Source organism: Aquabacterium commune, assembly GCF_004362855.1.
In the GTDB taxonomy this organism is placed as follows: domain Bacteria; phylum Pseudomonadota; class Gammaproteobacteria; order Burkholderiales; family Burkholderiaceae_C; genus Aquabacterium; species Aquabacterium commune.
In genome coordinates this window covers 110182-132313 of sequence record NZ_SNXW01000010.1, presented here as the reverse complement: position 1 = coordinate 132313, position 22132 = coordinate 110182, and the positions used below count along the sequence as shown (strand labels likewise).

At 68.6% G+C, this 22132-nt stretch carries 19 protein-coding genes; 8 read left to right on the top strand and 11 right to left on the bottom strand.

The window, feature by feature from the left end:
• Positions 1–34 precede the first annotated feature (34 nt).
• Complete coding sequence (locus EV672_RS15675; RefSeq protein ID WP_133610898.1) at positions 35–790, top strand: class II glutamine amidotransferase; 756 nt, start codon at positions 35–37, stop codon at positions 788–790.
• Here EV672_RS15675 and EV672_RS15670 read toward each other — a convergent pair.
• The gene (locus EV672_RS15670) at positions 751–1386 is read right to left on the bottom strand and encodes a TetR/AcrR family transcriptional regulator (protein ID WP_133610896.1); all 636 of its coding nucleotides are present in this window, start codon (positions 1384–1386) and stop codon (positions 751–753) included. The two genes, EV672_RS15675 and EV672_RS15670, sit on opposite strands and share 40 nt — an antisense overlap.
• Before the next feature lie 91 nt (positions 1387–1477).
• On the opposite strand from EV672_RS15670, the gene EV672_RS15665 reads away from it, so the two are divergent.
• On the top strand, positions 1478–2884 hold the full coding sequence (locus tag EV672_RS15665; protein WP_133610894.1) for a carotenoid oxygenase family protein: 1407 nt from the start codon (positions 1478–1480) through the stop codon (positions 2882–2884).
• Positions 2885–2953: 69 nt separating this feature from the next.
• Here the strand turns inward: EV672_RS15665 and EV672_RS15660 are convergent, their stop codons facing one another.
• Positions 2954–3835: a metal-dependent hydrolase gene (locus EV672_RS15660; protein ID WP_133610893.1), complete on the bottom strand. Its 882-nt coding sequence runs from the start codon at positions 3833–3835 to the stop codon at positions 2954–2956.
• Between the two features lie 267 nt (positions 3836–4102).
• Between EV672_RS15660 and EV672_RS15655 the strand changes: the two genes are divergently transcribed.
• Positions 4103–4759 (top strand): hypothetical protein, encoded by a 657-nt coding sequence (locus EV672_RS15655; RefSeq protein ID WP_133610891.1) that lies wholly within the window; start codon positions 4103–4105, stop codon positions 4757–4759.
• A gap of 48 nt (positions 4760–4807) precedes the next feature.
• Here EV672_RS15655 and EV672_RS15650 read toward each other — a convergent pair whose 3' ends face one another.
• The 6 genes from EV672_RS15650 to EV672_RS15625 form a co-directional block, all read right to left on the bottom strand.
• On the bottom strand, positions 4808–6007 hold the full coding sequence (locus EV672_RS15650; RefSeq protein ID WP_133610889.1) for an isovaleryl-CoA dehydrogenase: 1200 nt from the start codon (positions 6005–6007) through the stop codon (positions 4808–4810).
• 12 nt (positions 6008–6019) lie between these two features.
• Positions 6020–6928 (bottom strand): hydroxymethylglutaryl-CoA lyase, encoded by a 909-nt coding sequence (locus EV672_RS15645; protein WP_424923166.1) that lies wholly within the window; start codon positions 6926–6928, stop codon positions 6020–6022.
• A 5-nt stretch (positions 6929–6933) separates the two neighbouring features.
• Positions 6934–8988 (bottom strand): acetyl/propionyl/methylcrotonyl-CoA carboxylase subunit alpha, encoded by a 2055-nt coding sequence (locus EV672_RS15640; RefSeq protein ID WP_133610885.1) that lies wholly within the window; start codon positions 8986–8988, stop codon positions 6934–6936.
• Between the two features lie 106 nt (positions 8989–9094).
• On the bottom strand, positions 9095–9895 hold the full coding sequence (locus tag EV672_RS15635) for an enoyl-CoA hydratase/isomerase family protein (RefSeq protein ID WP_133610883.1): 801 nt from the start codon (positions 9893–9895) through the stop codon (positions 9095–9097).
• 10 nt (positions 9896–9905) lie between these two features.
• Positions 9906–11513 carry a carboxyl transferase domain-containing protein gene (locus EV672_RS15630; RefSeq protein WP_133610881.1) on the bottom strand — a complete coding sequence of 536 codons (1608 nt, stop codon included), beginning with the start codon at positions 11511–11513 and terminating at the stop codon, positions 9906–9908.
• A 6-nt stretch (positions 11514–11519) separates the two neighbouring features.
• Positions 11520–12239, bottom strand: a complete 720-nt coding sequence (locus EV672_RS15625; RefSeq protein WP_133610879.1) for a TetR/AcrR family transcriptional regulator — start codon at positions 12237–12239, stop codon at positions 11520–11522.
• Positions 12240–12405: 166 nt separating this feature from the next.
• Between EV672_RS15625 and EV672_RS15620 the strand changes: the two genes are divergently transcribed.
• From EV672_RS15620 to EV672_RS15610, 3 genes are all read left to right on the top strand, one after another.
• On the top strand, positions 12406–12855 hold the full coding sequence (locus EV672_RS15620; RefSeq protein ID WP_133610877.1) for an acyl-CoA thioesterase: 450 nt from the start codon (positions 12406–12408) through the stop codon (positions 12853–12855).
• The gene (gene recQ, locus EV672_RS15615) at positions 12845–14689 is read left to right on the top strand and encodes a DNA helicase RecQ (protein ID WP_133610875.1); all 1845 of its coding nucleotides are present in this window, start codon (positions 12845–12847) and stop codon (positions 14687–14689) included. Before EV672_RS15620 ends, recQ begins: the two co-directional genes overlap by 11 nt.
• Before the next feature lie 129 nt (positions 14690–14818).
• The gene (locus tag EV672_RS15610) at positions 14819–15793 is read left to right on the top strand and encodes a porin (protein ID WP_133610873.1); all 975 of its coding nucleotides are present in this window, start codon (positions 14819–14821) and stop codon (positions 15791–15793) included.
• 394 nt (positions 15794–16187) lie between these two features.
• On the opposite strand, the gene metW is transcribed toward EV672_RS15610, so the two are convergent.
• Together metW and metX are read right to left on the bottom strand one after the other, a co-directional pair.
• Positions 16188–16784, bottom strand: coding sequence for a methionine biosynthesis protein MetW (gene metW, locus EV672_RS15605; RefSeq protein ID WP_133610871.1), 597 nt, complete (start codon positions 16782–16784; stop codon positions 16188–16190).
• The gene (gene metX, locus EV672_RS15600; RefSeq protein WP_133610869.1) at positions 16781–17938 is read right to left on the bottom strand and encodes a homoserine O-succinyltransferase MetX; all 1158 of its coding nucleotides are present in this window, start codon (positions 17936–17938) and stop codon (positions 16781–16783) included. Before metX ends, metW begins: the two co-directional genes overlap by 4 nt.
• A 352-nt stretch (positions 17939–18290) precedes the next feature.
• Here metX and EV672_RS15595 point away from each other — a divergent pair, with 352 nt between their 5' ends.
• Positions 18291–19946: an FMN-binding glutamate synthase family protein gene (locus EV672_RS15595; protein WP_133610867.1), complete on the top strand. Its 1656-nt coding sequence runs from the start codon at positions 18291–18293 to the stop codon at positions 19944–19946.
• 31 nt (positions 19947–19977) lie between these two features.
• Here the strand turns inward: EV672_RS15595 and EV672_RS15590 are convergent, their stop codons facing one another.
• Positions 19978–20598, bottom strand: coding sequence for a glutathione S-transferase N-terminal domain-containing protein (locus EV672_RS15590; protein WP_133610865.1), 621 nt, complete (start codon positions 20596–20598; stop codon positions 19978–19980).
• Between the two features lie 145 nt (positions 20599–20743).
• Here EV672_RS15590 and EV672_RS15585 point away from each other — a divergent pair, with 145 nt between their 5' ends.
• Entirely contained in the window at positions 20744–22120 is a 1377-nt protein-coding gene (locus EV672_RS15585; protein ID WP_166643608.1) for a DUF898 family protein, read from the top strand.
• Positions 22121–22132 lie beyond the last annotated feature (12 nt).

The following is a 22132-nucleotide window of genomic DNA, read 5'->3' as shown; positions in this document are numbered from 1 at the left end:
TGCGGGCCCAAGCCATTTCACCGCGGAGTTCGCCATGTGCCAGTTGCTGGGCATGAACTGCAACACCCCCACCGACATCGTCTTCAGCTTCTCGGGCTTCGCCCAGCGCGCCTGCGAGCACGCCGATGGCTTTGGCATCGCCTTCTTCGAGGGCCGGGGCTTGCGTCACTTCGTGGACCACCTCTCGGCGGAAAACTCGCCGGTGGCCGAGCTCATCCAGCGCTACCCCATCCAGAGCAAGCAGGTGATCGCGCACATCCGCAAGGCCACGCAAGGCCGCGTGGCGCTGGAGAACTGCCACCCCTTCGTGCGTGAGCTGTGGGGCCATTACTGGGTGTTCGCGCACAACGGCAACCTGGTGGACTTCCACCCGCGCCTGCACGCCGCATTCAAACCTGTGGGCGACACCGACAGCGAGCGCGCCTTTTGCTGGTTGATGCAGGAGCTGGCCAAGAGCCACGCCGCCATGCCCTCGGTGGACGAGCTCACGCGCACGCTGTCCGAGCTGATGCCGCAGGTGGCCCGCCACGGCACCTTCAACTGCATGCTCAGCCAGGGCGATGCCTTGTGGGCACATTGCAGCACCCACTTGCACCACCTGGTGCGCCAGCACCCCTTCGGCGTGGCGCGCCTGCACGATCAGGACGTCGAGGTGGACTTCGCCGAGCTGGCTCAGCCCGGTGACCGCGTGGCCGTCATCGCCACGCAGCCGCTCACCGTGGGCGAGCCCTGGGTGGCCATGCAGCCGGGTCAGCTGCTCGCTTTTGTGGACGGCTTGCCGCGCCCCTGAGCCGCAGGCCCCAGCCCCGAGGCTTGCAGCACCGCGCTGGCCAGGGCCTCCTGCGTGCCGGTCTGCCCGAAAAAGCTGAGCTGGCCTTCCAGCAGCAAATGGCTCAAGCCATGCACCAGGCTCCAGCGCGCCAGTGCCCGCAGCATCGTGGCCTCGTCGATGGGGCCACTGTGCCCGGCCGGGCGTGAATCTTCCAGCAACTGCCCGAAGGCGGCCAGCGCGGCTTCCTGCAGCTCGGCGCTGTCGCATGACCGCGTGAAGCGGCCGAACATCAGCCGGAACAGGGCGGGGTGGGTCTGCGCGAAGCGCACATAGCCCAGGCCCGTGGCGACCGGGTCGCTGTGGGATGCGGCCTGCGCGTCGCGTTGCGCCTGGGCGAAGCGGCGGAAGCCCTCGGCCGCCACGGCGCTGAGCAGGGCGTCCTTGTCGGCGAAGTGCCGGTACACGGCGTTGGCCGACACCCCGAGTTCCCGTGCCAGCGCGCGCAGGCTCAGCTCCGATGCGTCGTGGGCTTCGAGGGCGGCCAGGCCGGCTTCGATGAGGGCGTTGCGCAGGTCACCGTGGTGGTAAGCGCGGTCGGGATTGCTGGAAACCATGATGTTGACATTGTCCACATTCCGTGGTGTCATGCGCATGTTCACGCTGTCAACATGACGTCCTGACCCGCCTGCCTGAGGAGACCGCACCATGTCCCTGACCTTGCCCTGGACCGCCCCGCGCCCGGTCGATGCCGCCCAGCCCAGCTTCCTGGACGATGTGTTCGCGCCCGTGCCCAGCGAGTCGGACACCACCGCCTTGCGCGTGGACGGTGTCTTGCCCGAAGCCCTGAGCGGCCTGTACGCCCGCATCGGCCCCAACCCGATCCAGCCCCAGCCCAGCCGCTACCACTGGTTCACCGGCGACGGCATGGTGCACGGCCTGCGCCTGCACGCGGGGCGGGCCGAGTGGTACCGCAGCCGCTACGTGGGCAGCAACAGCGCGCACAAGGCCCTGGGGCGCCCGCTGCTGCCCGGGCCGCGCCATGGCCCCGGCGACGTCGTCAACACCAACGTCTATGCCCATGCTGGGCGGGTCTGGGCCTCGGTCGAGGCGGGCATGCTGCCGGTGCAGCTCGACGCCCGGCTCGACAGCGTGCGCCATGGCACCTTCGACAGCCCGCACAAGCAGCCCTTCACCGCCCACCCGCACCGCGACCCCCACACCGGCGAGCTGCACGCCATCTGCTACGACGCGATGAAGCACCGGCGCTTGCAGTACGTGCGCGTGTCGCCACAGGGCGAGGTCAGCCGCGTGGTGGACATCCCCGTGCAGCACGGGCCGATGGTCCACGACTGCGCCATCACCCGCCGCTTCGTGGTGGTGCTGGACCTGCCGGTGACCTTCTCCTTCAAGCGCCTGTTGACGCGCGCGCCCTTCCCCTATGCCTGGAACGAGCGCCACGCAGCGCGCGTGGGCCTGCTGCCCAAAGACGGCGACGCGGCCGACATCCGCTGGCACGAGGTCGATCCCTGCTACGTTTTCCACCCCTGCAACGCCTTCGATTTGCCCGACGGCGGCGTGGTGATGGACGTGGTGGCGCACCGCCGCATGTTCGACCGTTCGCGCAGCGGACCGGAGATGGATTCCGGCGCGCGTTTCGAGCGCTGGACGCTGCCGGCCGATGGCGGTCGCGTGGTGCGCGAGGTGCTGCACGACGTCCCGCAGGAGTTCCCGCGCCTGGACGAGCGCCTGAGCGGCGAGCCTTACCGCTACGCTTACGCCGTGGGCATTGGTCAAGGCTTGGGGGACGATGGCCGGCGCGGCGGTCTGCCCCTGTTCCGCCACGACCTGCAGACCCGCAGCACGCTGCAGCACGACTTCGGCCCGCACGCCGTGCCGGGCGAGTTCGTCTTCGTGCCCCGTCGGCCCCAAGGCGCGGAGGACGACGGCTGGTTGATCGGCTTCGTGCACAACCGCCAGAGCGGCTGCGCGGAGTGCCACATCCTCAACGCCGACGACTTCACCGGCCCGCCGCAGGCCGTGGTGCACATCCCCCTGCGCATCCCGGCGGGTTTCCACGGCAACTGGATCGCCGACGCCGACTTGCACCCATGAAAAAAGCGCCCCTCAGGGCGCTTTGGACGGGCATGTTGCGGTCAGCGTGCCCAGCTTCGGTGCAGAAGCTCAGTGCGCAGCCTGGTAGAGCGCCGCGCCAGCCACCATCGGGTCGCCGGTGCGCTCGTAGGCGTCCACCCAGGCGTCGTAGTTGTGGATGGCTTCTTGCTGCCAGGGGTGGAAGCCCGGCTTGAAGTACGCCAGCAGGGTGCCCAGGTGGCTGGAGATGATGCCCTTGTAGCCGAACAGCCACCAACGGCACTTCGCCATCATCCACATGCGCTTGCCGAACGAAAAGCCATCGTTCTTGAGCAGGCGGTTGGTGAAGCGGATGGTCAGGTAGCTCAGGAACAGGGTGACGTGCACCATGGCCGCGCAGCGCTTGAAGTAACCGACCTTGGCGACCTGCTGCATCACGTCAAAGGCCACGGCCTTGTGCTCCATCTCTTCGACGGCATGCCAGGCCATCATGGCGCGCAGCTTCGGGTCGGCGTTGGACATGGTCTCCTTCTTGACGAAGAAGATCTCGGCCAGCATGGCGGTGAAGTGTTCGAAGGCGGCGGTCAGCGCCAGGTTGTATTCCTTCGAGAAATGCTTCGTGTGGAAATTGTTGTTGTTGTTGATGAAGTCAACGATGGCGTCGATGTCCATGCCTTGCTCGCGCAGGCGCTGGTTGTACTGCGAGTGCACGATGCCGTGCTGGCCTTCCTGGCGCATGAAGGTCTTGATTTCGGCCAGCAGGGTCGGGTCGGTGGTTTGGGCGCGGAAGGCGCGCACGCACGAAATGAAATAGCGCTCGCCGTCCGGGAAGGCGGCTTGCAGGGCGTCCACCAGGCGCGATTTGTACGGGTTGTTCTCGTACCACCAGCGCGGCAGTTCACCGTCCAGACCGAAATCGAGTTTTTCGCGTGCAACGATGGCCTTGGCGTTGTGCAGGGCTTGCTGGCTCATGGTGTCTCCGTGTTTCCGTGTGGCTGGCCTCTGGGGGCCGTCAGATTTGATCTGTGTTGGATCCTAGGGGGGCGTCCCGCGTGTGCGAGGCACCGTGTGCGACACGAGGGCTGTCTGTGCGCCATGTCGCGGCATTGACGTGCATCCAGGGTGGTCCAGGGCGTTCGGGTGGGTGTGATCCGAAAGGTGGTGCGTTGACATCCTAGGGATGGGCGAGATGGCGCGGTCGGCCTACGCTGGTGGCATTCAATCCTCAGGAGGTGTCACATGCTGACCCAGTTTTCTTGGCGCTCTTTGGGTGCCGCTGCCGCCTTGATGGCCGTTGTCGCACAGGCCCAGGCCTACACCGAGCACACCGACCGTGCCAGCTTCACGGCCGCGCAGCCGTCCCAGTACCTCTACACCTTCGCGGCGCCGAACATCGTGTCCATCCTGTCGTCTGCGCAGGGTGATCTGGCCGACGTCAGCACCGTGGGCGGCGATCCCTATGGCCAGGCCCAGGGCAGCAACGTCGGGGGCTCCAGCGGCGGTGGCATCGACAACTTCAAGCCGTTGCGCTTTGACTTCCTGCAGCCGGTCTATGGCTTTGCCTTCGACGATTTCGACCTGACGCTGGACGAGTCGCCTGTGGTGGCGGTGTCCTTCGCCGATGGCAGCAGCTTCACGCACGTGCTGGGCACGGTGAGCGAGGCGTTCACGCCCTTGTTTTACGGGGTGAGTTCCGCCGTGGCCTTGACCCGGGTCGAGGTGTTTTCGTCCGACGCCGGCTTCGACTATCAACCGGGCAACCGTGCCAACCTGGTGGGCAATGTGACCCTGGGCGTCACGGCCGTGCCCGAGCCACCCTCGATGGTGCTGGGCGCCGTGGGCCTGGCCCTGACGCTGTTTGTCAGGGGCCGCCGCCGCAGCCGTTCCGAGGGCTGAGCGGGGTTCCGGGCTGGGTCTCGGGCGGGGCGGCCGGGGCCACCCGCCTCAGGCCGTTTCGGCGAAGAGTTCCCGTCCGATCAGCATGCGGCGGATCTCGCTGGTGCCCGCACCGATCTCGTAGAGCTTGGCATCGCGCCACAGGCGGCCCAGCGGGTAGTCGTTGATGTAGCCGTTGCCGCCGAAGATCTGGATGCCCTCGCCGGCCATCCAGGTGGCTTTCTCGGCCGTCCACAGGATGAGGGCGGCGCAGTCCTTGCGCACATGGCGGGCGTGCTGCGTGCCCAGCGCATCGAGGTTCTTGGCCACGGTGTAGGCCAGGGCGCGCGCCGCTTGCTGCACGGTGTACATGTCGGCCAGCTTGCCTTGCAGCAGCTGGAACTCGCCGATGGCCTGGCCGAACTGCTTGCGTTCGTGCACGTAGGGGATGACGTTGTCCATCACCGCTTGCATGATGCCCAGCGGCCCGCCCGAGAGCACGGCGCGTTCGTAGTCCAGCCCGCTCATCAGCACCCGGGCGCCTTGGCCCACGCCACCCAGCACGTTCTCCACGGGCACCTCGCAGTCCTCGAAAAACAGCGGGCAGGTGTTGGAGCCGCGCATGCCCAGCTTGTCGAGGTGCGGGCCTTTGCTGAAGCCCTTCATGCCCTTTTCGATGAGGAAAGCGGTCATGCCTTTGGCGCCTGCCTGGACGTCGGTTTTCGCGTACACCACAAGCACATCGGCATCACCGCCATTGGTGATCCACATCTTGCTGCCGTTGAGCACGTAGCGGTCGCCCGCCACGCCCCCGACGCCCGGCTTCAGCTCAGCCCGCAGCTGCATGCTGATCACGTCGGAGCCGGCGTTGGGCTCGCTCATGGCCAGCGCACCGACGTGCTCGCCGCTGATCAGCTTGGGCAGGTACTTTTGCTTCTGCGCCTCGCTGCCGTTGCGGTGGATCTGGTTGACGCACAGGTTGGAGTGCGCGCCATAACTCAGCCCGACCGACGCACTGCCTCGGCTCACCTCTTCCATGGCCACCATGTGGGCCAGGTAGCCGAGGTTGGTGCCGCCGTAGGCTTCCGAGACCGTCAGGCCGTGCACGCCGAGGTCGCCCAACTTGCGCCACATGTCGGCGGGGAAGAGGTTGTCCTGGTCGATCTGGGCGGCGCGCGGGGCCAGCTCGCGCTGCACAAAGGCGCGCACGGCGTCGCGCAGGGCGTCGATGTCATCACCGAGCTGGTGGTCGAGTCCGGGCAGGGTCATCGTGTGTCTCCTTCAGTGGGTGGTGCGCTTGGCCAGCAGGGCATTGGCCACGCGCGAGACCGGCTTGCGGCCGAGGGCGCCCGAGATGAAGGCGCCGGCGTCCACCAGCGCGTCCAGGTCGATGCCGGTGTGGATGCCCAGGCCGTGCAGCAGATACACGACGTCTTCCGTGGCCACGTTGCCGGTGGCGCCCTTGGCGTAGGGGCAGCCGCCCAGGCCGGCCACGCTGGCATCAAACGTGTGGATGCCGAGTTGCAGGCAGGCGTGGATGTTGGTGAGCGCCTGGCCGTAGGTGTCGTGGAAGTGGCCGCTGAGCTCGGCCAGCGGCACGTGCTTGAGCGTGGCCTCCATCACCGCGCTGACGCGCCCGGCCGTGCCCACGCCGATGGTGTCGGCGATGCCGATGTGGTGGGCGCCGATGTCCAGCAGGCGCTGGGCCACATCGACCACGGCGTCGGTGCCGACCTCGCCCTGGTAAGGGCAGCCCAGTGCACAGGACACCGCCGCGCGCACGCGCAGGCCGTGGGCACGCGCGGCTTCGGCCACCGGACGGAAGCGCTCGATGGACTCGGCGATCGAGCAATTGATGTTGCGCTGGCTGAAGGCCTCTGAGGCCGCGGCGAAGATGACGACCTCGTCGGCACCGGCGGCCAGCGCGCCTTCGAAGCCCTTCATGTTGGGCGTGAGCACGCTGTGGCGAACGCCCGGCGGCCGTGCGATGCCGGCCATGACCTCGGCGTTGTCGGCCATCTGCGGCACCCACTTGGGGCTGACGAAGCTGGTGACTTCGATGTGCTTCAGGCCCGCGGCCTGCAGGCGGTGCACGAGTTTGATTTTGGTGGCCGCAGGCACGGGCTGTGCCTCGTTTTGCAGGCCATCGCGGGGGCCGACATCGACCAGGGTGACGTGGGTGGGGCGCATCGCATTCATTCCAATCGCAGCAGTTCGACGCCTTCGGCCACCTGGTCGCCGACGCCGCACAGCAGCTCGGCCACGGTGCCGTCGCGCGGGGCGGTGAGGCTGTGTTCCATCTTCATGGCTTCGGTGATGAGCAGCACCTGACCGGCCGTCACCGCATCGCCCGCGGCCACGAGCACCGCGATCACCTTGCCCGGCATGGGGGCGGTGACCTGGCCACTGCCGGCTTGCTGGGTGCTGGGCGCGGCCAGCGGGTCCAGCCAGTGCAGGGTGGTGTGGCCCGCGGAGGTGAAGATGTCGAATGCGTTGGACGCGTTGGATGCGTCGCTGGCCTCACTGCGGTCCACATGGGCCGACCACGGTTGGCCGTCCACCTGCGCGAGGAGCCGGTGGCGTTCGGGGCGCTGCAGGCCTTGCACGCTCACGCTCGCATCGCCCCACAGCAGGCGCAGGCTGCCCTCGCGGGTTTGTTGCACCTGCACGGTCACGGTCTGGTCGCCGCCGGGTTGGGGCCAACGCCACTGCAGCACACGCTGGCTGTGGCCGTGGAGGGCCCAGCCGTCGCGGCGTGACCAGGGGTCGGCCGATGCGGCGGGTGCGCTGGGCGCGGCGTCCAGCCACCAGCGCAGCGTGGCGCCCAGCAAGGCATCGCGCAGGTGCTGTTGCTGCGCGTGCGCCTGGGGCGCGCCGAACAGGGCCTGGTGCTCGCGCTCGATGAGGGCGGTGTCCAGCTGCGCGCGGGCGAAGGCGTCGGCGCGCACCAGGCGGCGCAGGAAAGCCACGTTGTGCTGCAAGCCGGTGATGTGCAGGGCGCTCAAGGCCTCGTCCAGGCGGGCCAGGGCGGCTTCGCGCGTGTCGCCGTGCACGATGAGCTTGGCGATCATGGCGTCGTAGTGCGGCGAGATGGCATCGCCCTGCGCCACACCGCTGTCCAGCCGCACGGCGCCTGGCGTGAAGCGCGAGGCCTGGGGGGTGCGCAGCGTGCGCAAGGTGCCGGTGGATGGCAGGAAGCCTTGGGCGGGGTTTTCGGCGCAGATGCGCGCTTCGATGGCATGGCCACGCAAGGGGATCTGGTCCTGCGTCAAGGGCAGGGGCTCGCCGGCGGCCACGCGCAACTGCCACTCGACCAGGTCCAGGCCGGTGATGGCCTCGGTGACGGGGTGCTCGACCTGCAGGCGGGTGTTCATCTCCATGAAATAGAAACGACCGACGGTGTCGCCCTGGGCTTCGCAGATGAACTCGACGGTGCCGGCGCCCACATACCCCACGCTGCGCGCGGCGGCCACGGCGGCGGCGCCCATCTGTGCGCGCAACGCGGGTGTCATGCCGGGTGCGGGCGCTTCTTCCAGCACCTTCTGGTGGCGGCGCTGCACCGAGCAATCGCGCTCGAACAGGTGGAGGGTCTGGCCCAGCGTGTCGGCGAAGACCTGCACCTCGATGTGGCGGGGGCGTTGCAGGTAGCGCTCGACCAGCACCTGGGCGCTGCCGAAGCTGGCCTCGGCCTCGCGCTGGCAGGAGGCCAGGGCCGCGGTGAAATCTTCCGAGCGCTGCACGATGCGCATGCCCTTGCCGCCCCCGCCCGCGCTGGCTTTGATCAGCACCGGGAAGCCGATGGCCTCGGCCTGGGCCAGCAGGAAATCGGTCTCTTGGCGCTCGCCGTGGTAGCCGGGCACCAGGGGCACGCCGGCGCGTTCCATCAACGCTTTGGCCGCGGACTTGCTGCCCATGGCGGCGATGGCCGATGGCGGCGGGCCGATGAAGGCGATGCCCGCGTCCACGCAGGCCTGGGCGAAGTCGTCGTTCTCGGACAGGAAACCGTAGCCGGGGTGGACGGCCTGGGCGCCGGTGGCCAGGGCGGCGGCGAGGATGCGGTCGGCGCGCAGGTAGCTGTCGCGCGGGCTGGCGCCGCCGATGTGCACGGCCTCGTCGCAGGCTTGCACGTGCTGGGCGTGGGCGTCGGCGTCCGAGAACACGGCCACGGTGCGGATGCCCATGCGGCGCGCGGTGGTGGCCACGCGGCAGGCGATTTCGCCTCGGTTGGCGATGAGGATTTTGGTGAACATGGTGGCTCGGCTCAATCGCCCCTCGCTTCGCTCGACCGTCGATTTGGCTGCGCCGCAAGGCCTGTGGCCTTGTCGCCTCGGTTGGCGATGAGGATTTTGTGGAACATCACGGTGTGTCCTGCACCCACGGCGGCGTGCTGCGCGACAGGAAGGCACCGATGCCCGCCTTGCCTTCGGCGCTGGCGCGGATGTCGGCGATGCGCCGCGCCGTCACGTCGCGCAGCTCGTGGGTGATGGGCGTCTGGCCGATGTCGCGCACCAGTTGCTTGCAGGCGCGCACCGCCAGCGGGCCGTTGTGCAGCACCTGCGCGACCACGCCTTGCACGGTCGATGCCAGCGCATCGGCCGCCACCACCTCGTGCACCAGGCCCAGCAACTGCGCGCGTTCGGCCGAGAAGCGCTCGGCCGTCACGAAGTAGCGCCGCGCGGCGCGCTCGCCGATGGCGTGGATGACGTAGGGGCTGATGGTCGCCGGGATCAGGCCCAGCTTGGCCTCCGACAGGCAGAACTGCGCCGACGCTGCCGCCACGACCACGTCGCAGCACGACACCAGGCCCACGCCGCCGCCGTGGCAGTCGCCCTGCACCTCGGCGATCACCGGCACCGGGCAGCGCTGCAGCGTCCACAGCATGTTGGCCAGGCGCGAGGCGTCGCGGTGGTTGTCCACCCAGCTGTAGTCGGCGGTCTGGCGCATCCAGTTCAGGTCGGCGCCAGCGCAGAACGCCGTGCCACTCGATGCCAGCACCACCGCGCGCAGCGATGCGTCTTCGGCCAGCGCGGCGAACACTTCGGTCAGCTCGGTGATGGTGTCGGCGTGGAAGGCGTTGCGCACCTCGGGCCGGTTCAGGCGCACGGTGGCGACCGCGCCCTCGCGCGTCAGTTGCAGCTGCTTCATCGTCGGGCTCATGCCGTGCTCCTCACATGCGGAAGACGCCAAAGCGCGTCTCGGGGATGGGCGCGTTGAGGCTGGCACTCAAAGCCAGGCCGAGCACGCGGCGGGTGTCGGTGGGGCGGATGAGGCCGTCGTCCCACAGGCGCGCGGTGGCGTGGTACGGATGGCCTTGCGCCTCGTACTGCTCGCGGATCGGTGCCTTGAAGGCGGCTTCCTCATCGGCGCCCCACTGCCCGCCCTTGGCTTCGATGCCATCGCGCTTGACCGTGGCCAGCACCGATGCCGCCTGTTCGCCGCCCATCACGCTGATGCGCGCGTTCGGCCACATCCACAGGAAGCGCGGGTTGAAGGCGCGGCCGCACATGCCGTAGTTGCCCGCCCCGAAACTGCCACCGATGATGACGGTGAACTTGGGCACACGGGCGCACGACACGGCGGTCACCATCTTGGCGCCGGCCCGTGCGATGCCTTCGTTCTCGACCTTGCGGCCCACCATGAAGCCGGTGATGTTCTGCAAGAAAACGAGCGGGACCTTGCGCTGGCAGCACAGCTCGATGAAGTGCGCGCCCTTGTTGGCCGACTCCGAGAACAAGATGCCGTTGTTGGCCACGATGCCCACCGGCATGCCCTCGATGTGGGCGAAGCCGCAGACCAGGGTGGGGCCGTAGCGGGCCTTGAACTCGTCGAACTCGGAGCCATCGACGGTGCGGGCGATGACCTCGCGCACATCGAAGGGCTTGCGGGTGTCGGTGGGGATGACGCCCATCAGCTCGGCCGGGTCGAGCAGGGGAGGGCGGGGTGTGGTCAGCGCGACCTCCGGCACCTTGCGCCAGTTCAGCCGCGCCACGCACTGCCGGGCGATGGCCAGCGCGTGCACGTCGTCGCGCGCCAGGTGGTCGGCCACGCCGGACAGGCGCGTGTGCACATCGCCGCCGCCGAGGTCCTCGGCCGTGACCTCCTCGCCGGTGGCCGCCTTCACCAGCGGCGGCCCGCCCAGGAAGATGGTGCCCTGGTTGGCGACGATGATGGTTTCGTCGCTCATGGCCGGCACGTAGGCGCCCCCGGCGGTGCACGAGCCCATCACCACGGCGATCTGCGGGATGCCCGCGGCGCTCATGTTGGCCTGGTTGTAGAAGATGCGGCCGAAGTGGTCGCGGTCGGGAAAGACCTCGTCCTGGTTGGGCAGGTTGGCGCCGCCAGAGTCCACCAGGTAAATGCAGGGCAGGCGGTTGGCCCAGGCAATCTCCTGCGCCCGCAGGTGCTTCTTGACGGTGAGCGGGTAGTAGGTGCCGCCTTTCACGGTGGCGTCGTTGCACACCACCATGCACTCCACGCCGGCCACGCGGCCGATGCCGGCGATCACCCCGGCGCAAGGTGCGGCGTTGTCATAGACGTTCAGCGCGGCCAGCGGCGCGACTTCGAGGAAGGGCGAGCCGGGGTCGAGCAGCTGGGCCACGCGGTCGCGCGGCAGCAGCTTGCCGCGGGCCAGGTGCTTGGCGCGCGGGGCCTCGCCGCCACCCAGGGCCACGCGGGCGAGCTGCGCGTCGAGGTCATCGACGAGGGCCTGCATCGCCGCGGCGTTGGCCTTGAACGCCTCGCTGCGGGGCTGGAGTTGGGTGCTCAGGATGGGCATGCGTGCTCAGCTTGGTTGGGCGTGGCGCAGCGCCTGCGTCACCTCGTCGCGCAGGCGCATCAGCGCGCTCAGCGAGGCGTCGCGCGGCGCGATGGCGCTCCAGATCAGTTCGGTGAGTTGCTCGGCCGTGGTGTCGATGCGCGGGCGTTTGAGCGTGGTGATGGCGTCCCACAGCACGTGCTCCATCGCGCCATAGACCAGGTCGCGCAGCAGGCGCAGCGGCATGTCCTGGCGCACCAGGCCCTGGGCCTGGCCCTCGGCCAGCGCGTGCATCAGCGGCGCGGTGTAGCGGCGCTTGCAGTCGGCGATCACGGCGGCGAGTTCGGGCTCGGCCGCGCGGCCTTCGCTGAGCACCAGGGCGCACAGGCCCGAGCCATCGGCCAGCAAGGTGACCAGGTGGGCGCGCACCACGTGGGCCAGCTTGGCGTGCACGCCGGGCAGCCGCGGCACGTCGCGCTCCAGCTCGGCCGAGATCTCGCCGTACCAGTCGGTGATGACCTGGATGCACAGCTCGCGCTTGCCCGCGAAGTAGGTGAACACCGTGGCTTCCGACACCCCGGCCGCCTGCGCGATCAAGGCCGTGGTCGCGCCTTGGTAGCCGTGCTCGGAGAACACCCGGCGCGCCGCGGCCAGCAGGTCCTGGACGCGGTGGGCGGTGCTGGCGCGGCGTGGTGTGGTGCGCTGGAGGGTGCTGCTGGGCGATGGCATCTGGAAATTGAGTGTCACTCAGGTATGGAATCCATCATGCCAGCTGATGCCTTGGCTTGTCACTGCCTGCGCCTCAGGGTTTGACCTGAGTTGTGCTCAAGGCGTCGGTGGCCTCCGGCCAGGCCTGAGGCACCGCCATGGCATGATGGCGCCCTGCCTCGCCTGCCCGCCACTCCCCTGCACCATGTCTGCCGACCTCCCCTGGGACCGCCCCCAGCCCCACACGCTGGACGTGGTCGTCTCGCCCGAGCACATCGACCTCATGCGCCACACCAACAACGTGGTCTATCTGCAGTGGCTGGAGGACGTGGCCTGGGCGCATTCGGCTGCGCTCGGCCTGGGCCCTGCCCAGTACGAGGCCCTGGGGCACGGCATGGTGGTGCGCCAGCACGAGCTCAACTACCTGCAGGCCACCCGCCTGGGCGAGCGCCTGGTGCTCGGCACCTGGCTGACGGGCGCCGACAAGCTCACCCTGCAGCGCCACTACCAGTTCATCCGCACCGACGATGGCCAGACCGTCTTCCGCGGTCGCAGCGAGTTCGTCTGCGTGGACATCGCCCAGGGCCGCGTGCGCCGCATGCCGCCCGAATTCGTGCAGGCCTACAGCGGCGCGCTGGTGCTTGATGCTCGCTGACATCCTCCACGAGGTCTTTGGCTACAGCGCCTTCCGCGGCCAGCAGGCCGACATCGTCGCGCACGTCGCCTCGGGGCACGACGCCTTGGTGCTGATGCCCACGGGCGGTGGCAAGAGCCTGTGCTACCAGGTGCCGGCGATTGCACGGCACCGCGAAGGCAAAGGCGTTGCCATCGTCGTCTCACCGCTGATCGCGCTGATGCACGACCAGGTCGGTGCGCTCGAAGAAGTCGGCGTGCACGCGGCCTTCCTCAACAGCACCCTGAGCAGCGAAGACGCCCAGCGCATCGAGCGCGAGATGATGGCCGGCCGCCTGGTCATGCTGTACGTGGCGCCCGAACGCGTCACCCACCCGCGCTTCCAGGCGCAACTGGCCAGCCTGCACGAGCGCGGCCTGCTCAGCCTGTTTGCCATCGACGAAGCGCACTGCGTCAGCCAGTGGGGCCACGACTTCCGCGAAGACTATCTGCAGCTCTCCATGCTGCACGAGCGCTACCCCGACGTGCCGCGCGTGGCGCTGACGGCCACCGCCGACGACCAGACCCGCGCCGACATGATCGAGCGCCTGCAGCTGCAGGACGCCCGCGTCTTCATCAGCAGCTTCGACCGGCCCAACATCCGCTACACCCTGGTCGAGAAGGACAACCCTCGCCAGCAGCTGCTGCGCTTCATCCGCCGCGAGCACGAAGGCGATGCCGGCATCGTGTATTGCCAAAGCCGCAAGAAGGTGGAAGACACCGCCGAGTGGCTGAGCGAGCAGGGCATCCCCGCCTTGCCCTACCACGCCGGGCTGGACGCGGGTGTGCGCCAGCGCCACCAGGACCGCTTCCTGCGCGAAGACGGCCTCGTCATGGTGGCCACCGTGGCCTTCGGCATGGGCATCGACAAGCCCGACGTGCGCTTCGTGGCCCACCTCGACCTGCCCAAGAACATCGAGGCCTATTACCAGGAAACAGGACGTGCCGGCCGCGATGGCGCCGACGCCGAAGCCTGGCTGGCCTACGGCCTGGCCGATGTCGTCAACCAGCGCCGCATGATCGACGAGAGCCCGGCGCACGACGACTTCAAGCGCGTGCAGCGCGGCAAGCTCGACGCCTTGCTGGCCCTGGCCGAGGCCCACGACTGCCGCCGCGTGCGCCTGCTGGCTTACTTCGGCGAAGACAGCACCCCCTGCGGCAACTGCGACAACTGCCTGAACCCGCCTCAAACTTGGGATGGCACCGAGGCCGCGCGCAAGCTGCTCAGTGGCATCTACCGCTTCTGGCAGCACGGCCAGCAGCGCTTTGGCGCCGGCCACCTCATCGACGTGCTGCGCGGACGCCTGACCGACAAGGTCACGCAGTACGGCCACCAGAGCCTGAGCACCTTCGGCATCGGGGCCGACCTCAGCGAGCACCAATGGCGTGCGGTGCTGCGCCAACTCGTGGCCCTGGGCCATGTGGTGGCCGAGGGCGAGTTCAACACCCTGGGCCTGAGCCCGAGCGCGCGGGCGGTGCTCAAGGGCGAACAGGCCATCGTGCTCAAAGTGGCCGCCGAGGCCATGCCGCGCACCAAGCTGGCGCGACCCAAAAGCGGCAGCAGCGGCGCAGGCAGTGCCCCACCGGTGCCGCTGGAAGCCGATGCCCTGGCCCGCTACGAGGCCCTCAAGGCCTGGCGGGCCGAAGTGGCGCGCGAGCACAACCTGCCCGCCTACGTCGTCTTCCACGACGCCACCCTGGCCGAGATGGCCCGCATGGCACCGTCCACCCTGGACGAGCTCGCCACCATCAGCGGCGTGGGCACCAAAAAACTGCAGGCCTACGGAGAGCAGATCCTGGCGGTGTGGCGCGCCTGAGCGTGCGCGCCTGCCGGCATACGTCGTTTGACGTATGCGCCGCAAAGTTGTCACGCTTTTTGCTCATGCAGACGCAGCGGCCCTCACGGGTCCTTCCGTCCCTGAACCATCCTGTTAGGAGCAAGAGCGATGTCTGCAAACAAGAAGCTGGTGGCCGTGGCCGCCCTCACGCTGGTCTCTGGTCTGGCCCACGCCCAGTCCCAAATGAAGATTTACGGCTACCTGGAGACAGGTGTCGGCTCCTACAAGGCCGCTGGGGCCCAATCTGCCGTCACCAAGGTCGAGAGCGGCAACATGATGACCAGCTTCCTGGGCTTCGCCGGCTCGGAAGACCTGGGCGGCGGCCTGAAGGCCGAGTTCGCCCTGGAGACCTTCATCGGCGTGGACAACGGCGCCACCGTGCCCAACCAGGCTGGCCAGTTCTTCGGCCGCGCTTCGTGGGTCGGCTTGAGCGGCTCGCTGGGCAAGCTGGCGCTGGGTCAGTACGACAACCCCCTGTTCATCGCAGGCCTGAGCTACAACCCCTTCGGCAGCTCCATGGTGTTCTCGCCGACCATGCGCCAGTACTACAACCTGGGCTCCACCAGCAGCAGCCGCGCCGTCAACCTGGTCAAGGCCGACACGGCCTGGGTCAACGCCATCACCTACGAAACCCCCACCATGGGCGGCTTCTCCGGCACCTTGCAGTACGCCCCCAAGGAAAGCGCATCCGGCAAGGACAGCAGCAGCTACTCGGTCGGCCTGGCTTACAACGCCGGCCCCCTGAGCCTGATGGGCACCTACACGGATGCTGGCGCCAACGTCAACGCATCCACCGCAACGGCCGCCGCCTACCCCACGGCCTTCAAGGCCGGCTCGCTCAACGGCAGCTATGACTTCGGCTTCCTCAAGGCCTTCGCGCAGTACACCAGCTTCAAGTACGGCAGCAACTCCCAGCAGACCGTGGCCAACCTCACGAGCGTGAGCAAGGCGAACTCTTACCAGCTCGGCGTGAGCGCACCCGTGACGGCCTCGGGCACCATCATGGCGTCTTACGGCCAGGCCAAGTACAAGGCGCTGGGCGACGACGCCACCAACAAGATCTTCTCGGTGGGTTACGACTAGGCCCTGTCCAAGCGCACCAGCGCCTATGCAGCTTTCACCACCGAAAAGCTGACCACCATCACGGGCGGTCGTGCCCTGGCTGTGGGCCTCAAGCACAACTTCTGAGCACCGTCTCGGTGAGGCACACAAGCGCCCTGCGGGGCGCTTTTTCCATGGGCGGGCCAGCGTGTCGGGCGTGACAAAACACCGCCAAATCCGGGCTGAAAACGTGCACCGCTGGCACGCTTCATGCTCAATAGACAGTGGGTCTGATGCAGATTTTGGAGCGTCACCGACGAGGTGAAGCGACACGGTCGGCAGAGGGGGCCCGTGACTGCGAAGTCACCATTGTTTGACCAGAGCGTTCAAGGCGCCCCCTTCGCGGGGGGCGCCTCTTTTTTTCAGGCGCGCGGGCTCAGGCGCGCTCGAACTTGAACACCGCCGTGCTGGCCATCAGGTTGGGCCACAGGCGCACCTCGTGGCCTTCGTGCCAGCCAAAAGACTCGAGGATGCGCAGGCCATTCTTGCCCGTCAGGATCTCGAAGTCCGCGAAGGTGGCCACGCGGATGTTCGGCGTGTCGTACCACTGGTAGGGCAGGCTGCGGGACACCGGCATGCGCCCCCGCAACACACTGAAACGGTGCGGCCAATGCGCGAAATTGGGGAAGCTCACCAGGCCCGTGCGCCCGATGCGTGCGGTCTCGCGCAGCATGTCCTCGGTGTTGCGCAGGTGCTGGAGTGTGTCGAGTTGCAGCACCACGTCGAAGCTGTTGTCATCGAAGATGCTCAGGCCCTCTTCGAGGTTGCGCTGGATGACGTTGACGCCGCGGGCCACGCAGGCCTCGACCTTGGCGTCGTCCAGCTCGATGCCGTAGCCGGTGCACTGGCGCGTGTCGCGCAGCAGCGCCAGCAGGGCGCCGTCGCCGCAACCCAGGTCGAGCACGCGCGAGCCCGGCGGGATCAGCGACGCGATGACGTGGTGGAAGGCGTTGTGTGTCTGGGGCGCGCTCATGCCTTCACCTCCCGCGCGATGCGCTCGAAGTAGGCCCGCACCACGCCGTGGTAGCGCGGGTCGTCGAGCAGGAAGGCATCGTGGCCGTGGGGCGCGTCGATCTCGGCATAGCTGACGTCGTGGCGGTTGTCCACCAGCGCCTTGACGATCTCGCGCGAGCGCGCCGGCGAGAAGCGCCAGTCGGTGGTGAAGCTGATGACGAGGAATTTGGCCAGGGCCTGGGCCATCGCCGCCGACAGGTTGCCGCCGTGCGTGCGGGCCGGGTCGAAGTAATCGAGCGCCCGCGTGATCAGCAGGTAGGTGTTGGCGTCGAAGTAGTCGCTGAACTTGTCGCCCTGGTAGCGCAGGTAGCTCTCGACCTGGAACTCGATGTCCTGGGTGCTGTAGCTGGGTGCGTCACCGAGCTCGCGGCCGACCAGCTCGCGGCCGAACTTCGCTTCCATCACGTCGTCCGACAGGTAGGTGATGTGGCCGATCATGCGCGCCACGCGCAGGCCGCGCCGCGGCACCACGCCGTGCTCGTAGAAGTGGCCGCCGTGGAAGTCGGGGTCGGTGACGATGGCGCGGCGCGCCACCTCGTTGAAGGCGATGTTCTGTGCCGACAGGTTCGGCGCGGTGGCCACGGCCACGCAATGGCGCACGCGGGTGGGGTGCTGCAGCGTCCAGCTCAGGGCCTGCATGCCGCCCAGGCTGCCACCCAGCACCGCGGCCAGCTGCGTGATGCCCAAGGCATCGAGCACGCGCGCCTGCGCATTGACCCAGTCTTCCACCGTGACCACGGGGAAGTCGGCGCCATAGGGCTTGCCGGTGTCGGGGTTGGTGTGCGTCGGGCCGGTCGAGCCAAAGCAGGAACCCGGGTTGTTGATGCCGATGACGAAGAACCGGTCAGTGTCCAGCGGTTTGCCGGGGCCGATCATGTTGTCCCACCAGCCTTCGCTTTTGGGCAGGGGCTGGCCATCGGCGCAGGCGTGCAGGCCGGCCACGTGGTGCGAGGCATTGAGCGCGTGGCACACCAGCACGGCGTTGCTGCGGTCGGCATTGAGCTGGCCGTAGGTCTCGTAGGCGAGGGTGTAGTCGCGCAGTTGCGCGCCGCTCTGCAGCGGCAGGGGCGCCTCGAAGTGCAGGGTGGCGGGCGTGACGATCCCGAGGGACATGGTGGAGCGATCCAGAAAAAAACAAACCGGCCGCGCAGAAAGCAGGGGCCGGTGGCATCGACCTCTTTAGCGGCATTTTTAAAGCGCCCGCAATTCGGAACGGTCGGGGAGGTGCTGGCAGAGGCTGCGGCATGCACTTCCGACGGCAAATCGGCGCTGTGTGGCAGTGTAGCCGCAATTCAGGCTGTCGTGGGGTTGTCACAGCCGCGCCGGGGCAGCCCCCCGCTGGCCCCGTGTCAAACGCATCACAGCCGCGGACTGGGCGCAACAAGGCGGTCAAATGCCACGAACGGCGGCGGCCCGTTTCGCTACATTGGTCTGGCGAGCTCTTCCGGCTCCGAAGGAGGAAGCCATGCCAAGGTGGTTGATTCGACTCAACGCCCACATCCCCATCCGTTACGCGGCCTGGGTGGGCGCCGTGCTGGGGTTGCTGTACGGGCTGTGGTTGTGGGTGTCCGAAGGCGGCCACCATGGCTGGGTGTTGGCGCTGGGGTGCTCCGCGCTGGCGGGCCTGGGCCTCAATGACATGCGCCAGGCGCCGCGCTCCCTGTTGCGCAACTACCCGGTCATCGGGCACCTGCGTTACCTGCTGGAGTTCATCCGCCCGGAAATCCGCCAGTACTTCATCGAGAGCGACAACGAGGCCGCACCCTTCTCGCGCCAGCAGCGCTCGCTCGTGTACCAGCGCGCCAAGGGCGAGCCCGACAAGCGCCCCTTCGGCACCCAGAAGGACGTCGGCGCCACCGGCTACGAGTGGTTGAGCCATTCCATCGCGCCCAGCGACGTGGCCTCGCACGATTTCCGCGTCACCATCGGCGCCGGCGGCTCGTCGTGCACGCAGCCCTACAGCGCCAGCGTCTTCAACATCTCGGCGATGAGCTTCGGCGCACTCAGCGCCAACGCCGTGCTGGCGCTCAACACCGGCGCGCGCAAGGGCGGCTTCGCGCACGACACGGGCGAGGGCTCCATCAGCCGCTACCACCGCGAGCCCGGCGGCGACCTCATCTGGGAGATCGGCTCGGGCTACTTCGGCTGCCGCAATGACGCCGGCCACTTCGATGCCGACAAGTTCGTGGCCAACGCGCGCGAGCCTCAGGTGAAGATGATCGAGCTCAAGCTCAGCCAGGGCGCCAAGCCGGGCCACGGCGGCGTGCTGCCAGGCCCCAAGGTGACGCCGGAGATCGCCGCGACGCGCGGTGTGCCCGCGGGCGTGGACTGCGTTTCACCGGCCAGCCACAGCGCGTTTTCCAACCCCACCGAGATGCTGCAGTTCATCGAACGGCTGCGTCAGCTCTCGGGCGGCAAGCCGGTGGGCTTCAAGTTCTGCGTGGGCCACGCCTGGGAGTGGTTCGCCATGGCCAAGGCCATGCGCGAGACGGGCCTCTGGCCGGATTTCATCGTGGTGGACGGCGCCGAGGGCGGCACGGGCGCTGCGCCCCTGGAGTTCACCGACCACGTCGGCGCGCCGCTGCAGGAAGGCCTGCTGCTGGTGCACAACACCTTGGTCGGCCTGGGCGAGCGCCACCGCGTCAAGCTGGGCTGCGCGGGCAAGGTGATCAGCGCCTTTGACATCGCGCGGATGATGGCCCTGGGCGCCGACTGGTGCAATTCGGGGCGCGGCTTCATGTTCGCGCTGGGTTGCATCCAGGCGCAAAGCTGCCACACCGGCCATTGCCCTACGGGCGTGACCTCGCAGGAGCCCCTTCGCGCCCGCGCCCTGGTCGTGCCCGACAAGGCCGAGCGGGTTTACCGCTTCCACCACAACACCCTGCATGCTTTGAAGGAGTTGGTGCAGGCGGCTGGTTTGCACCACCCCAACGACATCAGCGCCGACCACATCGTGCGGCGGGTGTCGGGCTTCGAGGTGCGGCGGCTGTCGAACCTGCTGCCCTACCTGCAGCCTGGCGAGTTGCTGGCCGCCGAGCGCGGCGAGGTGCCCTGGAGCCAGCCCGCCTTCGAGCAGTACTGGCTGCGGGCGCAGGCCGATTCGTTCAGCTTGAGAGACTGACGATGGACTGACGAGGGACTGACGCTCGGCCTCAGGCCGCCGGCGGGGCCGTGTCGATGAAGCTCTGGCGCTGCGAGAGCTTCTCGAACAGGCGCGCGAGGTTGGGGTAGGTGTCGCGCCAGTCGATGTGGGCGAAGCGGAAATCGAGGTAGCCCAGCGCGCAGCCCGTGGCGATGTCGGCCAGGCTGTGGTGGTTGCCCGTGCACCAGGGGCGCTCGCCCAGGCCCTGGCTCATGGCCTTGAGGCTGGCGTGCATCTTGCCGAGCTGGCGGTCGATCCAGGCCTGGCTGCGTTGCGCCTCCGTGCGACCCGGCCAGGTGGCTTCCAGGCGCGCCAGGATGGCAGCGTCCAGCAGGCCGTCGGCCAGCGCCTCCCAGGTGCGCACTTCCACGCGCTCGCGGCCGCTCAAGGGGATGAGCTTGCCCACGGGCGAGAGGGTGTCCACGTACTCGACGATGACGCGCGAGTCGAAGATCGCCTCGCCACCTTCCATCACCAGGCAGGGCACCTTGCCCAGCGGGTTGGACGCCGAGATGGTGGTGTCGGCAGCCCACACGTCTTCGACGTCGAACTTGTAGTCGAGCTTTTTCTCGGCCAGCACGATGCGCACCTTGCGGACGTAAGGGCTGGTCAGGGATCCGATCAGTTTCATTCTGTGTCGTCGTGTGTGTCTGTGGCGGATTTTATCTGCCCCCCGGGACTTGCGTGTGCGGCCTGGTGCATCGCCCCCTGATCCACCTGTTTCGGGGGAGTCGCGCGGCGTGCGGGTGATGCATCCCATTACATTTGATGCCGAAATGAACAGATCCGGCGCCCGCTCCCCTGCGCGCGCCCTCCGGTTGACCCCTGTCGGACGCTGGTCTTCGGCCCTGAAGGCCGTGGGCGCAGCTTTGTCTGTGCAGGCCGTGCCCGACCGGCCCGCGCAGGCATGGACCTGGCCCGACCCGATTGGATCGCGTCGGGCCGCTGGCGCTGCGGCGTCGTCAGAGCACCCGGGGCATGCGCTGGAAGCGGGGGCTGGCGCACCGGCACCCACAGCCGCCCCGGCACCCCCCGCCCCCCCTGTGCTGACCCAGGCCGTGCCCTGGCGTGCCGCCGAGGCCTTGCCGTGTTTGCCGAACGGTGCCATCGACACCTGGCCCGTGGCCTTCACGGGCGCCGATGCCGCGTACGCGCGCCTCTGGTTCCAGGGCGTCCTGCTCACGCTGCTGACGCTGGGCGGCTACCTGCCCTGGGCGCGCATCGCGTGTCGGCGCTACCTGCTGCAGCACACCCGCGTGGCCGGCCAGCCGCTGGACGACCACCGCTCGCCCTGGGCCATGCTGGTGCGCCAGTGCCTGCTGCTGAGCCTGCTGGGCGGGGTGGTGCTGGCGGCGGCGGGGTCGCTCGTGATGGGGCTGGCGGCGGCCACGCTGGCGCTGGCCGTGTGGCCCATGCTCAAGCTGCTGGGCCTGAGCCAGCGCCTGCAGCGCACCACCTGGGCACGCCGCCCGATGGCCTTCGAGGCGGGGCTGCTGGACATCTACCAGGCGCTGGGCTGGCCCCTGGTCGGGGTGGCGCTGCTGGTGTGGTCCTGGTTGGCCGTGGCCTGGTGGGGACATGCCGCGGGCTGGGTGCTGTGGGGCATGGCCTTGGGCGGCTGCCTGCTGGCGGTGCCGGGCTGGTGCTGGGCCTGGCTGCACTTCCGCCAGTCGCACCTGCGGTTGGGGCCGCTGCGCGTGCGCTGGCGCCTGGGGCCGGACGCCCTCTCCAGCCTGATGCTGCAGGCGCTGGGGGCGACTTTGCTGCTGCTGGTGTTCAACCTCGGGCTGGCCAGCATCTGCCTGGCTGCGCTGCTGTGGTGGCAGGCCACGGGTGTGCCCGCCTGGGCGCTGGCCGTGCTGCTGGTCGCCAGCGTGGGGGTGGCCGTCGGGCTGGTCTGGCCACAGGCCCATGCCCGCGCACACAAGCTGGTGTGGAACCGCACGGGCAACCGCCACGTGCGGGTGCGCTGCCGCTTGCGCGTGCCGGCCATCGTGCGCATGCAGCGCCGCCACGGCCTGCTGCTCGTGCTGACGCTGGGTTTGTACTGGCCATGGGCCCAGATCCAGGCGCGCCGGGCGCGACTGAATGCCACCGTTCTGCAGGCGCGTGTGGGGGTGGCGGTGCTGGCGGCGCACTGGCCGGTAAAATAGCCGGTTGCCTGT

Excerpts from the sequence above, each read along its gene's own strand:
- EV672_RS15655 (WP_133610891.1), top strand. The coding sequence starts at position 4,103 with ATGCTGACCCAGTTTTCTTGGCGCTCTTTGGGTGCCGCTGCCGCCTTG.
- EV672_RS15595 (WP_133610867.1), top strand. The coding sequence starts at position 18,291 with ATGCCAAGGTGGTTGATTCGACTCAACGCCCACATCCCCATCCGTTAC.
- EV672_RS15645 (WP_424923166.1), bottom strand. The coding sequence starts at position 6,928 with ATGCGCCCCACCCACGTCACCCTGGTCGATGTCGGCCCCCGCGATGGC.
- EV672_RS15650 (WP_133610889.1), bottom strand. The coding sequence starts at position 6,007 with ATGACCCTGCCCGGACTCGACCACCAGCTCGGTGATGACATCGACGCC.
- EV672_RS15620 (WP_133610877.1), top strand. The coding sequence starts at position 12,406 with ATGTCTGCCGACCTCCCCTGGGACCGCCCCCAGCCCCACACGCTGGAC.
- EV672_RS15670 (WP_133610896.1), bottom strand. The coding sequence starts at position 1,386 with ATGGTTTCCAGCAATCCCGACCGCGCTTACCACCACGGTGACCTGCGC.
- recQ (WP_133610875.1), top strand. The coding sequence starts at position 12,845 with ATGCTCGCTGACATCCTCCACGAGGTCTTTGGCTACAGCGCCTTCCGC.
- metW (WP_133610871.1), bottom strand. The coding sequence starts at position 16,784 with ATGAGCGCGCCCCAGACACACAACGCCTTCCACCACGTCATCGCGTCG.
- EV672_RS15635 (WP_133610883.1), bottom strand. The coding sequence starts at position 9,895 with ATGAGCCCGACGATGAAGCAGCTGCAACTGACGCGCGAGGGCGCGGTC.
- EV672_RS15630 (WP_133610881.1), bottom strand. The coding sequence starts at position 11,513 with ATGCCCATCCTGAGCACCCAACTCCAGCCCCGCAGCGAGGCGTTCAAG.
- EV672_RS15610 (WP_133610873.1), top strand. The coding sequence starts at position 14,819 with ATGTCTGCAAACAAGAAGCTGGTGGCCGTGGCCGCCCTCACGCTGGTC.
- metX (WP_133610869.1), bottom strand. The coding sequence starts at position 17,938 with ATGTCCCTCGGGATCGTCACGCCCGCCACCCTGCACTTCGAGGCGCCC.
- EV672_RS15660 (WP_133610893.1), bottom strand. The coding sequence starts at position 3,835 with ATGAGCCAGCAAGCCCTGCACAACGCCAAGGCCATCGTTGCACGCGAA.
- EV672_RS15585 (WP_166643608.1), top strand. The coding sequence starts at position 20,744 with ATGAACAGATCCGGCGCCCGCTCCCCTGCGCGCGCCCTCCGGTTGACC.
- EV672_RS15640 (WP_133610885.1), bottom strand. The coding sequence starts at position 8,988 with ATGTTCACCAAAATCCTCATCGCCAACCGAGGCGAAATCGCCTGCCGC.
- EV672_RS15675 (WP_133610898.1), top strand. The coding sequence starts at position 35 with ATGTGCCAGTTGCTGGGCATGAACTGCAACACCCCCACCGACATCGTC.
- EV672_RS15590 (WP_133610865.1), bottom strand. The coding sequence starts at position 20,598 with ATGAAACTGATCGGATCCCTGACCAGCCCTTACGTCCGCAAGGTGCGC.
- EV672_RS15665 (WP_133610894.1), top strand. The coding sequence starts at position 1,478 with ATGTCCCTGACCTTGCCCTGGACCGCCCCGCGCCCGGTCGATGCCGCC.